The organism is Deinococcus planocerae (genome assembly GCF_002869765.1).
Lineage (GTDB): Bacteria > Deinococcota > Deinococci > Deinococcales > Deinococcaceae > Deinococcus > Deinococcus planocerae.
Genome location: NZ_PNOR01000025.1, coordinates 1 through 13,353, shown reverse-complemented (window position 1 = coordinate 13,353; position 13,353 = coordinate 1). Strand labels below are relative to the sequence as shown.

Below are 13,353 nucleotides of genomic sequence, written 5' to 3'. Positions count from 1 at the left end.
TCTCGTTGTGATTACTGCTGTGCGCTCGGAATCTCGAACGCCTGGAGCCCCACCGTCACCTCACGCGCCCTGCCGTCGCGCTGCACGGTGAGGCGCACGCTGTCGCCGATCTGCTTGCCGATGATCGCCCGGCGCAGGTCGTCGCCCTCGGTGACCGGCTGGCCGTCCACGGCGGTGATGATGTCGCCGCCCGTGACGATCTGGGGTTGAGTCTGGCCGCCTTGTCCCGGGAAGCCCTGATTCCGGTCGGTCGCAGAGGGTTGGGTGCTCCCTCTCAGCCCCGCCCGCGCCGCCGGGCTGCCGGGGTAGACCTGCCCCACCAAGGCGCCGCTCGCAGGGAGGTTCAGCCGCTGACGCGCGTCAGGTGAGAGAGCGCTCAGGTCGGTGAACTGGATGCCCAGCGTCGGAGTGCGAAGCTCGCCGCCTGCCTGGAGCTGAGACAGCAACCTCTTGACGGTGTTCACGGGGATGGCGAAGCCCACGCCCGCGCTCTGGCCGCTGCCGCCCGTGAGAATCTGGGTGTTCACGCCGATGACCTGCCCGGCGCTGTTCAGCAGGGGGCCGCCGGAGTTGCCGGGGTTGATCGCCGCGTCGGTCTGGATGACGCTCTGGCTGACCCCCTTGGTGCCGACGGGGACGGTGCGCTCCAGGCTGGAGATGATGCCTTCCGAGACGCTGAAGTCGAGGCCGAAGGGGGCGCCCATCGCAATCGCCTTGAGGCCCACGTCGAGCCGCGAGGAGTCGCCGAGCGGGATGGGCCTCACGGCGCCGCGCGGCAGCCCCTCGGCGCGGATCAGGGCGAGGTCGAAGTCGGGGGCGCGGCCAATCACCCTCGCCTTGTAGGTCTGCTTGCTGCCGTGCAGGCGGATGGTGATCTCGCTGGCCCCCTCGACGACGTGGTTGTTGGTGATGATGTCGCCGCGGCTGTTCACGAAGAAACCGCTGCCGGTGCCCTGCTGCACGCCGCCCTCCGGCAGGCCGGGGATGTCGGGGCCGAACTGGTCTTGCAGCCGCTGGCGGAGTTCGACCTGGGGCCCGCTGCCCGCCCCCTCGGTCACGCTGATGTACACGAGGCCGTCCTGGCGCTGCTTGACGACATTCACGGTATTCGCCTCCGACTCGGTGCGGGCGCGGCCCGAGTCGTAGACGGGAGAGGGGGTCCCAGCGGAGGAGGGAGGCGCCGTCTGGGTCACGGCGGTCTGAACGAGCGAGGTCTGGGCGTTCGTCCGCTCCGACAATTCAAAACCCGCAAACGCCCCGAGCGCGAGCGTGCCTGTCAGGGCCAGCAGGGAGAGGTTCCTTTTCACACGCCGAGCTTGCCCGAGGTCGGTTACGCGGCGGTTAAAACGTGGGGAGCCGCCGTGCCGTCCCATCCCTGGAGCAAAAGCGCAGAAGGCGGAAGGCAGAAGGCCGAGCGGCGGCGCCTTCTGCCTTTAGCCTTTCCTCACCCCGCCGCGCTCGCCTGCCCCGCCACCCGACCGCTGAAGAGGCAGCCTCCCAGGAAGGTGCCCTCCAGCGAGCGGTAGCCGTGCATCCCCCCTCCGCCGAAGCCCGCCACCTCGCCCGCCGCGTAAAGGCCGGGGATGACCTCGCCTCCCGGGCTGAGGACCCGCCCCTGCAAGTCGGTCTCCAGCCCGCCGAGCGTCTTGCGGGTGAGGACGTTCAGGCGCACGGCGATCAGGGGCCCGCCCGCCGGGTCGAGGATTGGGGCGGGCGGCGAGACGCGCATCAGCCGCTCGCTGCGCAGGCCGCGCGCCCCCCGCACCAGGGCGAGCTGGGTGTCCTTGCCCACGTCGTTCAGGAGCTGCGCGTCCCGGTCTTGCACCTCCCGCTCCACGGTCGCGTAGTCCGCGTCCTGGGTCCCGACGAGCGCGTTCACCCCCGCCACGAGGTCGCGCAGGTTGCCCCGGATCACGAAGTCCTCCCCGTGGTCCATGAAGGCCTGCACGGGAGCGGGCACCTTTCCCGTCACGCGGCGCAGGACCAGGCGCACGTCCTTACCGGTCAGGTCGGGGTTCTGCTCGCTGCCGGAGAGGCCGAACTCCTTTTTGATGATGCGGCGGTTGAGGAGGAACCACGTGTGGGGATAGCCGCTCCGGGTGATGTGCGTCAGCGTGGCGAGGCTGTCGAAACCGGGGTAGTGCGGGAAGGGCAGGCGCTTGCCCGTGTGGTCGAGCCACAGGCTGCTGGGGCCGGGCAGGATGCGGATGCCGTGCCCCGGCCAGACCGGGTTCCAGTTGCGCAGCCCCTCGGTGTAGTGCCACATCCGGTCCTCGTGGATGAGGCTCGCGCCCGACCGGGCGACGGTCGCCTGCAACTCGCCGTCCACGTGCCGGGGCACTCCGGCGACCATGAACTTCGGAGGAGGGCCCATGCGCTCGACGGGCCAGTTCCGCCGCACGAGGTCGAAGTTGCCGCCGATGCCGCCAGAAGTGACGACGACCGCCCCCGCGTTCAGGCTGAAGTCGTCCACCACGACCCGCGAACTCGCCTCGCCGCGCGCCACGTCGGAGGGTTCGAGCACGTCGCCGTGGACCCCGTGGACGACGCCGTTCGTGATGTTCAGGCCGCGCACCCGGTGGCGGAAGCAGAAGCCAATTCGTCCCGCCTGGACATGCTCGCGCACCCGCCGCTCGAAGGGCTCCATCACGCCCGGCCCGGTGCCCCAGGTGATGTGGAAGCGGGGAACGCTGTTGCCCGGCGCGTCCGCCCCCTGCCCGCCGCGCTCGGCCCAGCCGACGGCGGGGAAGAAGCGCATCCCCTGACCCGTCAGCCACGCCCGCTTCTCCCCCGCCGCGAAGTCGAGGTAGGCGTCGGCCCAGCGGCGCGGCCAGTGGTCCTCGGCCCGGTCGAAGCCCGCCGTGGCCGCCCAGTCGCGCCCGGCCAGCTCGCGCGAGTCGCGGATGCCCAGCCTGCGCTGCTCGGGCGAGTCGATCAGGAAGAGCCCGCCGAAGGACCAGAAAGCCTGCCCGCCTAAGTTTTGCTCGCCCTCCTGGTCGAGGAGGAGGACGCGGCGCCCGGCGTCGGCGATCTCGGCGGCGGCGGTCAGCCCGGCGATTCCGGCGCCGACGACGATGACATCTGTGTCAGGGGTGTGCATGGAAGACCTCGGGGACGGGGAGGGGGGCGCTTCCTACAGCAACTCCCGGTGGAACTTCTGGACCTCGACCGTGAAGCCCCCCGGCGTCATGAAGTAGAACGTCCAGCGACCGTGGTCCTCCCTGGGGGCCTGCGGGTGAAACCCGCCTTCCACGAGGCGGCGGTACACCTCATCGACCTCCTCGACGGTCTCCCGGGTAAACCCGATGTGGAACATGGGCGGATAGATCACGTCGTCCTCCCGGAAAAGGGAAATCAGGGCGCCGCCGTCGTCACGCAGGAACGCCATGTCCCCGGTGACCAGCCGGGTCCGGCGCAACCCGAAGTAAGTTTCCAGGAGAGAGACGGTGGCCCCCACATCGGTGACCGCCAGGTTGACGTGATTGAGGTTCATGGGTTCAAGGAGTGTACTGCACGGCGCCAGCCCGCCCCACCCGGCGACGAAGAACGGGGACACCCCACTTCCCGAGGGTGTCCCGCTGCTGGGTTGGATTTTGGTGGTGCTCGCTCAGCCGTTGGGCTGGGTCCTACTTCTTGCGCTTGGAGGTCGCGGGTCCCTTCTTGCCGCCGCCACCACCACCGCCCCGCTCCTTGGCGTCGCGCATGAAGGAGCGCAGCTTGGCCTCGAACTGTGGGCTCTGGCGACCGATGGCGCGGGGGCGCGGAATCTCTTCCGGTTCTTCGAGCAGCTCCTTGATGGAGAGGTCGAGGCGGCCCCGCTCGTCGCGGCCCAGCACCTTGACCTCCACGTTCTCGCCCTCGCGGACGTGATCGTGGATGTTCCGCACGAAGGAGTGCGCGATCTGCGAGATGTGGACGAGGCCGGTCTCGCCGTTCTCGAACTGGATAAACGCACCGAAGTCGGTGACGCGCGTGACACGGCCCTCGACGACCGCGCCGGGGTCAAGCTGCACCAAGGGTGCCCTCCTGAATCAGCATGGGGCCAAGTCTACACCATGCCCCCGCACCCCTGCACCCCCAAAGGTGAGAACTCGCCCAGAAACCGGCAAGGCGTTGTGCACCACCTCCGCGCTGAGGACCCGGACAGCTCACCCGCTAGAGTGAAGATCATGAAGCTTCGCGGCACGCTCGGCGGTCTCAATCTCCTCCTCGAACCGGGCGACACGGCTTCCAGTGTGATGAACGCACTCGCCTCCCGCGCGGAGCTGCTGGGCTCCAGCGTGACGCTCGAAATCGGGGGAGATACCGACCCCGGCGCCGTGGAGGCCGCCTTAGGGGCCATCCGGTCGGCGGGGGGCACGCCGGGCCGGGTCCGCGCCCCCCGCGTGACGGTCCCCAGCGCGGCGGGCGACGACGGCAGCGCCCGCACGGTGATCTTGCCGCACGGCGTCCGCGCGGGCTTCCGGGGTGAGTACCGGGGCAGCGTGGTGATTCTCGGCGACGTGAACCCCGGCGCCGAGATCGTCGCGGGCGGCGACGTGATCGTGATGGGTGCTCTGCGCGGCGTGGTCCATGCAGGATATGGGGGCAATGCCGACGCCATCGTCTGGGCCCGCCCCATCGCCAGCGCGCAAATCCGCATCGGCGACGCCGTGGCCCGCGCCCCCGAGGGCAGCAGCCTGAGCAACATGCGCAAGCTCGACGGCCACGAGGGGGCGGAACAGGCGAGGCTCCAGGACGGAGTAATCGTGATCGACGCCCACAGGTGAGTGGTTCGTGGTGAGTGGTCAGTGGAACAGAAAGCCGAGGCCAGAGCTTTCGCCGATGCTCCCACTCACCACTGACCACTTCCCACTCACCCCTTTGTAACCCGTTTCCCCGCCCCAGCCCACATTTCGCGTATACTGCCGAGGCAATTCCTCGAACGGGGGGTGGGCAGTGGGCCCACCTTTTTTCGTGGAGGGGGTGGTGGAGGGCTGCCCGAAAGGTGGCCGACAATATGAATAACAACGCAGCCAACAACTCAAACAACCTGCACACGCTCGCCGACGGGGTGCTGCGGTCCCTGGGCTTCGAGGTGCTCGACGTGCAGGTGCAGAATCCCGGTCGGCGGCCCATCGTGGTGATCCGCATGGACCGCCTCGACGAGCAGCCTGTCACGGTGGAGGACCTGGAGGCCGCGAGCCGGGCGGTCGGGGCCGAGTTCGACCGGGTGGACCCGATTTCCGGCGAATACCGGCTGGAGCTGGAGTCGCCGGGTGCCAAGCGGCCCCTGACCCGGGCGCGGCACTTCGAGCGCATGGTCGGCCTCAAGGCCCGGGTGCGCGGCGAGGGGCACGCCTTCACCGCCCCCATCAAGGCCGTGCAGGGCGAGCAGGTGACCTTCGACCGCGAGGGCGAGGACGTGACACTGACGGTGGGGAGCTTCCAGGGCAACCTCGCGGAGTTTCCGGACCGGCACCGCTAAAACCGAATAGCAAACAGGAAGGAAGAGTGAGATGACCCAAGGTGAATTCAACTTCGCGGACGCCCTGCGTGAGGTCGCGCAGGCCCGCAACATCAACGAGATGCAGCTTATCGAGGCCTTCGAGCAGTCGCTCGCGCAGGCGTACACCCGCAACGTCGAGCCCGACCGCCGGGTGGAGGTCCACCTCGACCCCGTGAGCGGCGAACTCGAAGTCCTGATCGTGCGCGAGGTCGTCGAGAAGGTGGAGGACGAGAACCTCCAGATTTCCCTCGCCGACGCCCTCGAACTCGACCCCGGCGTCGAGATCGGCATGGAGATGGAGTTCCCGGTGGACCGCGAGAAGTTCTCCCGGATCGCCCTCCAGGCCGCCAAGCAGACCCTGACCCAGAAGATGCGCGAGACCGAGCGCAACGTGGTCTTCAACGAGTACAAGGACCGCGAGGGCCAGGTGCTTACCGCGCAGGTGGTCCGATCCGACAACAAGGGCAACTGGTTCGTGGAACTCGGGGCCGGAGAAGCGATCCTGCCCCCCCGCGAGCAGATTCCCGGCGAGAAGCTCACGCCCGGCAACCGGGTCAAGATCTACCTCAAGGAAGTTCGCAAGACGCCCAAGGGCCCGACCATTCTGGCGAGCCGGGCGGACGAGCGGCTGCTGGACTACCTGCTCCGCCAGGAAATCCCCGAGGTCGCCAACGGCATCGTGGAGGTCAAGGCGATCTCGCGTGAGGCGGGGCAGCGGTCGAAGGTCGCGGTCTTCTCGCACAACCCCAACGTGGACCCCATCGGCGCGTGCATCGGGCACCGGGGCAACCGCATCCAGGCGGTGACGGGCGAGCTGGGCCGCGAGCGTGTTGACGTGATCCTCTGGGACGGCAACACCCGCGACTTCATCCGCAACGCGCTCTCGCCCGCGAAGGTGGGATTGATCGAGGTCCACCCCGACGTGCGCGAGGCGACGGTGACGGTCACGCCCGACCAGCTCTCCCTCGCCATCGGCAAGGGCGGGCAGAACGTGCGGCTGGCGGCCAAGCTGACGGGCTTCAAGATCGACCTGCGCGAGACGGCGGCGGTCAGCGACCTCGACCTGGCGATGCAGCAGGCGATGCAAGACGAGCGGGCGGCGGCGAGCGGTGCCGGGAACGCGAGCTCGGCCTTCGACGCCCTGTTCAAGGACAGCAAGTCGGTCGCCACGGCCAGCCCGGACGACGGGCAGGAGTAAACCGCATGACCGCCCAGCCCCGCCACGTCCCGGAACGGTCCTGCGTGGCCTGCCGCCGCAAGCGTCCCCAGGGCGAGTTCGTGCGGGTCACGCGGACGGCGGAGGGGTGGCGGGTGCTGGGCGGGCAACGGACGGGCCGGGGCGCCTACGTCTGCGCCGACTCGCCGGAGTGCTGGGCGGAAAAGCGTCTGCGGCGGGCCTTTCGGGGGGACGCCCCGGGGGTCAGCGCGGCCCTCCTGGCGCGGCATTCAGGCCCCAATCACCCGAACTCCGGCCACCCAAACCCGACTCACACAGCTACGGATCAGCCTATGACACCCTGATCTTCTGCCCCCACCGCCCTCTTCCGCACGGACGAAGGGGCGGCCCAGGGGGCCTCACCGGAGGTGAGTATGTCGAAAGTTCGCATCTACAACCTCGCCCGCGACCTGGGCGTGGACAACGGCAAAATGCTGGAAATCCTCGACGGGCTGGGCGTTTCCTACAAGAGCGTGAGCAGCACCATCGAGGACGAGACGGTCGACCTCATCAAGCAGATTCTGGAGGAGGAAGCGGCGGGCGAGCCGGCCCCGGCGCCGACGAACACTCCCGCTCCCGAACCCGTCCAGGCCAGCGCCCCGCAGGCCCAGGCCGAGACGCAGGCCGCGTCCCAGTCGGCCCCGACGGCGACGGTGGAGCGTGAGCCCGAGCCCGCCGCTCCCGCCGCCCGGGAAATCCCTCACCGCGCCCCGGTCGTCACGATCATGGGGCACGTGGATCACGGCAAGACCTCGCTGCTCGACTACATCCGCAAGACGAAGGTGGCGGCCAAGGAGGCGGGCGGCATCACCCAGCACGTCGGCGCCTTCGAGGCGAGGACGAGCAAGGGCAAGGTCGTCTTCATCGACACGCCGGGCCACGAGGCGTTCACGACCATTCGTGCGCGCGGAGCGAACGTCGCCGACATCGCCATCATCGTGATCGCCGCCGACGACTCGCTGATGCCGCAGACGCGCGAGGCCATCGCGCACGCGCAGGCCGCCAAGGTCCCCATGATCGTGGCGATCAACAAGGTGGACCTCCCGCAGGCCGACGCCGAGCGGGTCAAGACCGACCTCACCCAGCTCAACCTCGTGCCCGAGGAGTACGGCGGCGACCTGATCGTCGTGCCCGTGAGCGCGCGGACGGGCGAGGGCGTGGAGGACCTGCTGGAATACATCAGCCTCACCGCCGAACTCGAAGACCTGCGGGCCGATCCCAAGGGCGAGTTCCGGGGCGTGGTGATCGAGAGCCGGGTGGACCGCCAGGCGGGCGTCCTTGCCACCGTGATGGTGCAGGAGGGGACGCTGCACGTGGGCGACTTCCTCGTCGTGGGTGAGGGCTACGGCAAGATCAAGGCGATGACGGACTCGAACGGCGGGCGCATCAAGGACGCCGGGCCGAGCACGCCGGTGCAGATTCTGGGCTTCAACGAGGCCCCGGCGAGCGGCGAGCAGGTCCGCAGCGCGAAGAACGAGCACCAGGCGCGCGAGGTCGTGGCCGGGCGCGTGGGTGTGCGCCGCGACGCCGAGGAGGCCCGGGGCCGCCGCCGCCTGAGCCTGGAGGAGATGATGGGGCCGCTCGGGGAGACCCGCACGGTGAACGTGATCCTGCGCGCGGACACCCAGGGCAGCCTGGAGGCGATCCAGGGCATCCTCGCCAAAAAGGAGACGGACGACGTGAAGATCAACGTCCTTCTCGCCGGGATCGGCTCGCCGACCGAGGGCGACGTGCTTCTGGCCTCCACCGCCGAGGCGACGATCCTGTGCTTCAGCGTGACGGCGGCGGGCGGGGTGAAGAAGACCGCGGAACAAAAGGGCATCGAACTGAAGTCCTTCCGGATCATCTACGAACTGATCGACGAGGTGGACCGCCTGATCAAGGGCAACGTCGAGCCCGTCTTCGAGGAGCGTTACCTGGGCCGCGCCGAGGTCCGCATGATCATCAAGCACCCCAAGAGCGGCAACATCGCGGGCTCGTACGTCACCGACGGGCTGCTGCGCAGGAACGCGAAGGCCAAGGTCACGCGGAACCGTCAGGTCGTGTACCAGGGCACCATCGTGGGCCTCAAGCGCTTCAAGGACGACGTGCGCGAGGTGCAGACCGGCTACGAGTGCGGGATCAACGTTGACTGGAACGACGTGCAGGAGGGGGACATCATCGAGGCCAGCGAGATGGTGGAGGTCACGCAGGCGTAAGGGAGCGGCCAGCTTCCAGCAAAAGAGAGAGGGGCGGCCCCGGTGTGGGAGACCGCCCCTCTTTTTTTCGGTGTGAAGGCTCAGGAGCCCTGGGTGCCGGGGGTCGTGGTGCCCGGGGTGTTCGGCTGGTCGAAACCGCGCGGCCCACCCTGGCCGTCACGACCGGGGCCACCGCGTCCGAAGTTCAGGCCGAAGTTCTCGTCGGCCTGAGCGCGGGCGAGGAGCTGCCCGGCCTGGGCCTGGGAGAGGCGACCGGCCTGGACCTCGGCGTTCAGGCTGGTCCTCAGGGCGGTGACGGCGGCGGCGCGGACGGTCTGGGTGCTGACGCCCCGGGCCTGGGCGAGCTGGCGGACGGTCTGCCCCTGCCGGAGCTGCTGGGCGAGGGCCTGCTCGCTCAGCCCGAGGGTGCGGGCGACGGCGGAGACGATGGCCTGGCCGAAGCCCGCGCGGGGGCCACGGTCATTCATCTGGCCGCGCTGACTGTCCGGTCCACCCCGGCCACCGAAGCGTCCGAAGTTCAGGGGCGCGTCTTGAAGGCGGGCCTTGAGGTCGGCGGCGCGGTCTTGCGAGATGTCGCCGCCCCGCACCGCCTGGTCGATGGTGGCGTTCCCGGCGGCGACGGCGGCGGCGCGCAACCGCTCCACGCTGACGCCGAGCCCCGCGGCGAGACGTTGCAGGAAGAGGTCGGTGTAGTTCGTGGCGCTCGTCTGCCGGCCCGGGGTGGTGCCGGGCCGGGTGTTCTGCCCCTGGCCGGGCTGCGCGGGCTGAACACGCTGGGGCTGGGCCGAGGTCGCCTGGGCGAACACCAGACCCGCCGTGAGGGGCAGGGCGGCGACGAGGGCGAGCAGGGCCGTACGGTTCCTGGGGTTGGACTTCACAAGCTTCACGCTCCTTTGTGGGGACGGGCCCGGCCAGAGGGAAACCGGGCACGGGGTCAGGGTGGGGCGGGGCCGTTAAACGGGGGCTAACGCCGGGGGAGGGTGACGGTCGCGCCGCGGCGTGCCCGGGAGCCCTGCTATGCTGGGGCGCTCGGCGCGGGCGGCCTCACCTCCTGACCGGGCCGCCCCGCGCACAGACCCACGAAGATGCCCACCCCCGAGCCCGTCCCCACCCGCCCTCACGTGACGCCCCCGTGGCGCTCGCGCCTGCTCGCGTGGCCGGGCGTGCTGACGCTGCTCTCGGTCCTGGCGGTGCTGCTGGGCCACCAGCCGCCGGTGATGGACCCGGGGCCGCGGGTCACGGCGGGCCCGGTCGCCCCGGCCCTCCCCGAGTTGCGCCCGGCGCCGCAGCCCACCCCCGGGCCCGCGCTGGGGGCCGTCCCCCCGCCCGAGCCGTTCCGGGTGCCGGGGGGGGCCGACGAGGCGCACGACCGACTGCCCGTCTGGACGGCTCCCTCCCCGAAACGCAGCCTCGCCCTGCTGGGGCGGCGGCAGACGGACGGGGGGTAGGAAGGCGGAGGCCGGACCACCACCGCCTTCCCCTTCCCTTCCCTCTGGAGTCTTTCCGTGACCTACAGCAATCCGAACCGCAACCGCAACCGTCGCCCGCCGCCCCGGAAGGCGGCCCCCCCGCCCGGCAAGCCGAACCGCTGGACGGGCCTGCTCCTGCTCCTCACCCTGCTCGCCAGCCTGCTCTACATCTGGCGGCCCTGGGAACACCGGGGCAACCTCTGGACCCTCTGGGACGACCAGTACCAGTTCATGACGCTGGGACTCGACCTCAAGGGCGGCCTGAGAATCGAACTCGCGCCCGAGGGCGGGCCCGCCACCCGCGAGGAACTCGACCGGGTGAAAACGGTCATCGAAAACCGCATCAACGCCCTCGGCGTGGCCGAGCCGACCGTCACCGTGGCGGGCGGGCGCCGGGTGGTCGTGGAGATTCCGGGCGCGACCCCCGCCGTGCAGCAGCGGGCGCGCGAGATCATCGGGCGCACCGCGCGGCTCGAATTCCGCATCGTGAACCCGGGGGCACAACCCGATCCGCAGCTCGCGCAGCAGAAACCCGCGACGGGCGGCTATACCCTCGAAGACCTCGGCCCGGTGCAGGCGACGGGGGAGGTGATCGCCAACGCGCAGGCCTCGACCGACCCCACGACGGGGCGCTGGGTGGTGAACTTCCAGAACACCGACCGGGGGGCGCAGACCTTCGGGGAGTTTACGGGCCGCAACGTCGGGCGGCTGATGGCGGTCGTGCTCGACGACCAGATCCAGTCGGTGGCGACGATCCAGCAGCGCCTCTTCCGCGACGTGCAGATCAGCGGCTCCTTCGACGCCGAGGAGGCGGGGCAGCTCGCCCTCGTGCTGGAGTCGGGGGCGCTGCCCATCCAGATCAAGACCGAGGCCGAGCGCGCCATCGGGCCCACGCTGGGCGCCGACGCCATCCGCAGCGGCGCCATCGCCTCGCTGGTGGGGATCGCGCTGGTCTTCGGGATGCTTTTCCTGTACTACGGCTTCTGGTTCGGGCTGGTGGGGGCGCTCGGCCTGCTGTTCTCGGCCATCGTGATCCTGGGAATGCTGGGCGGCTTCGGGGCCACCATGACGCTGCCGGGCATCGCAGGGCTGGTGCTCACCATCGGCGCCGCCGTGGACGGCAACGTGATCTCCTTCGAGCGCATCAAGGAGGAGATGGCGAAGGGCAAGGGCCTCAAGAACGCCATCGGGGCCGGCTACCAGCACTCCACCGCCGCGATCCTCGACGTGAACGCCTCGCACCTGCTCTCGGCGCTGGCGCTCTACAACTACTCGACCGGCCCGGTGAAGGGTTTTGCCGTCACCCTGATCATCGGCGTGATCGCCTCGACCTTCTCGAACCTCGTCTTCGCCAAGTGGGGGATGCAGGTTCTGGCGCAGCGCAAGCCGAATGCGAGCGCCCCGACCCGCATCGGCAAGACCAACATCAACTTCATGAAAGCCGCGCCTATCGTGACCACCCTCAGCGTGCTGCTGGCGGTGGGCGGCGGGCTGATCCTGGCGACCAAGGGCCTGAATTACGGGGTGGACTTCGTGTCGGGCACCACCCTGACCGTCCGGGCGAGCGCGGCGACGACGCCTGAGCAGATGCGGGCGGCGGTCACGGGCGCGAGCGTGGCCAAGGTGACCCCGCAGAGCGCCACGATCCAGCGGGACGTGATTCCCGGCATCGGCGGCGCGCAGTACACCGTCAAGGTGCCCGAACTCACCGCCGCCGAGACGCAGCGCCTGGGCACGGCCCTCACGGCGCTTCCCCAGGGAGAGGTGCTGTCGAGCGAGACGGTCGGCCCGGCGGTCGGCCAGGAACTCACCCAGAAAACCGTCTACGCCGTGATCCTGGGGCTGGCCCTAATCCTGATCTACGTCGGCTTCCGCTTCGACTTCATCATGGGGCTGGGCAGCATCATCGCGGCGATCCACGACGTGGCGATTGCGATGGGCCTGTTCAGCCTGCTGGGCCTGGAATTCACGGTGGCGACCGTGGCCGCGCTGCTCACATTGATCGGCTACTCGCTCAACGACTCCATCATCGTCTCCGACCGCATCCGCGAGAACCTGCGCGAGATGCGCGGGCGGCCCTACCGCGAGATCGTGAACACCTCGATCAACCAGACGCTCTCGCGCACGGTGATGACCTCCATCAGCACCATGCTGCCGCTCGTCAGCCTCCTGATCTTCGGCGGCCCGGTCCTGCGGGACTTCAGCCTGATCCTCCTGATCGGCATTCTGGTCGGCACCTACTCGTCCATCTACATTGTCGCGCCGATGGTCGTGTACCTGGAGGAGTGGAAGGATAAGCGCAAGGCGGGCGGGCGGACAGTTAAGGCATAGAGCACGCGAACTCGAAGGGGCGGCTTCCGGTGGGAGGTCGCCCCTTCGCTTTTGGGCCGATCTCGACTACGCGACGGTAATGATGAGGCCCGACTTTCGGTTGAAAGCAGCGTTGGTCGCCTCCTGAGTAGAGGGCAAGGCGCCCCAATCCGGGTCCAAGTCTCGCAAGTGACTTTCGCTCAGAGAGTCAAATGTCAACTTGAGCTGCGATACTTCCTCTGCCGTCCAGTAGGAAAGGCGGAAGACATTATCTTCCGAGTAAAAGGGTTGTGCCGATGCATCTCGAAGCACGGGTCGCCCTGACAGGATGTATCCCGTGAGGGTGGCGGCTCGCTCCATTCGATGTTGCCTCAAGTATTTCTCAAAAGCTTCATAATGTCGGATATTGATGCAGCTCCACGCTGCGCTCCACAACTTCGACTTGAAGTCGGCAAAAAGTCCATAGTAATCGGCCAGCAGCAGATCGACTGACTTTGGCTCCTCCCGGCTGGCCTCCACCAACGCTCGCCGACCCTTACGAACTACTCAGGAGTTGCACCTGCATAACGACGGGGAAGCGCTCCCAGCCGAGAAAATCTGGGAGTGTCTACGTCACAGATTCTGGGGGAGCGCGTCCGCATTCTGGCAGATGAGTTCCTGGCCGTTCCAACC

General features: G+C 68.9%; 13 protein-coding genes. 7 read left to right on the top strand and 6 right to left on the bottom strand.

Annotated features, from left to right (window positions below):
* Nucleotides 1–11 precede the first annotated feature (11 nt).
* The 4 genes from A7B18_RS14450 to A7B18_RS14435 form a co-directional block, all read right to left on the bottom strand.
* Nucleotides 12–1,307 (bottom strand): S1C family serine protease, encoded by a 1,296-nt coding sequence (locus A7B18_RS14450; RefSeq protein ID WP_102127403.1) that lies wholly within the window; start codon nt 1,305–1,307, stop codon nt 12–14.
* 137 nt (nt 1,308–1,444) lie between these two features.
* Entirely contained in the window at nt 1,445–3,100 is a 1,656-nt protein-coding gene (locus A7B18_RS14445) for an FAD-binding dehydrogenase (protein WP_102127402.1), read from the bottom strand.
* A gap of 33 nt (nt 3,101–3,133) precedes the next feature.
* A complete protein-coding gene (locus A7B18_RS14440) occupies nt 3,134–3,493 on the bottom strand; it encodes a VOC family protein (RefSeq protein ID WP_102127457.1) in 360 nt (119 codons plus the stop codon).
* A 133-nt stretch (nt 3,494–3,626) separates the two neighbouring features.
* Nucleotides 3,627–4,016 carry a S1 RNA-binding domain-containing protein gene (locus A7B18_RS14435; protein WP_102127401.1) on the bottom strand — a complete coding sequence of 130 codons (390 nt, stop codon included), beginning with the start codon at nt 4,014–4,016 and terminating at the stop codon, nt 3,627–3,629.
* A gap of 153 nt (nt 4,017–4,169) precedes the next feature.
* On the opposite strand from A7B18_RS14435, the gene A7B18_RS14430 reads away from it, so the two are divergent.
* From A7B18_RS14430 to infB, 5 genes are all read left to right on the top strand, one after another.
* Nucleotides 4,170–4,769, top strand: a complete 600-nt coding sequence (locus A7B18_RS14430; protein ID WP_180970176.1) for a septum site-determining protein MinC — start codon at nt 4,170–4,172, stop codon at nt 4,767–4,769.
* 230 nt (nt 4,770–4,999) lie between these two features.
* Entirely contained in the window at nt 5,000–5,467 is a 468-nt protein-coding gene (gene rimP / locus A7B18_RS14425) for a ribosome maturation factor RimP (protein WP_102127400.1), read from the top strand.
* Nucleotides 5,468–5,498: 31 nt separating this feature from the next.
* Nucleotides 5,499–6,686 carry a transcription termination factor NusA gene (nusA, locus tag A7B18_RS14420; RefSeq protein WP_102127399.1) on the top strand — a complete coding sequence of 396 codons (1,188 nt, stop codon included), beginning with the start codon at nt 5,499–5,501 and terminating at the stop codon, nt 6,684–6,686.
* 5 nt (nt 6,687–6,691) lie between these two features.
* Complete coding sequence (locus A7B18_RS14415) at nt 6,692–7,009, top strand: YlxR family protein (RefSeq protein WP_102127398.1); 318 nt, start codon at nt 6,692–6,694, stop codon at nt 7,007–7,009.
* Between the two features lie 69 nt (nt 7,010–7,078).
* Entirely contained in the window at nt 7,079–8,902 is a 1,824-nt protein-coding gene (gene infB / locus A7B18_RS14410) for a translation initiation factor IF-2 (protein ID WP_102127397.1), read from the top strand.
* An 80-nt stretch (nt 8,903–8,982) separates the two neighbouring features.
* On the opposite strand, the gene A7B18_RS14405 is transcribed toward infB, so the two are convergent.
* Nucleotides 8,983–9,789 (bottom strand): hypothetical protein, encoded by an 807-nt coding sequence (locus A7B18_RS14405; protein WP_245872897.1) that lies wholly within the window; start codon nt 9,787–9,789, stop codon nt 8,983–8,985.
* 198 nt (nt 9,790–9,987) lie between these two features.
* Here A7B18_RS14405 and A7B18_RS14400 point away from each other — a divergent pair, with 198 nt between their 5' ends.
* Nucleotides 9,988–10,350, top strand: coding sequence for a hypothetical protein (locus A7B18_RS14400; protein ID WP_245872896.1), 363 nt, complete (start codon nt 9,988–9,990; stop codon nt 10,348–10,350).
* Between the two features lie 57 nt (nt 10,351–10,407).
* A complete protein-coding gene (gene secD / locus A7B18_RS14395; protein WP_102127395.1) occupies nt 10,408–12,702 on the top strand; it encodes a protein translocase subunit SecD in 2,295 nt (764 codons plus the stop codon).
* Between the two features lie 66 nt (nt 12,703–12,768).
* Here the strand turns inward: secD and A7B18_RS21495 are convergent, their stop codons facing one another.
* Nucleotides 12,769–13,200 carry a hypothetical protein gene (locus tag A7B18_RS21495; protein WP_146009548.1) on the bottom strand — a complete coding sequence of 144 codons (432 nt, stop codon included), beginning with the start codon at nt 13,198–13,200 and terminating at the stop codon, nt 12,769–12,771.
* Nucleotides 13,201–13,353 lie beyond the last annotated feature (153 nt).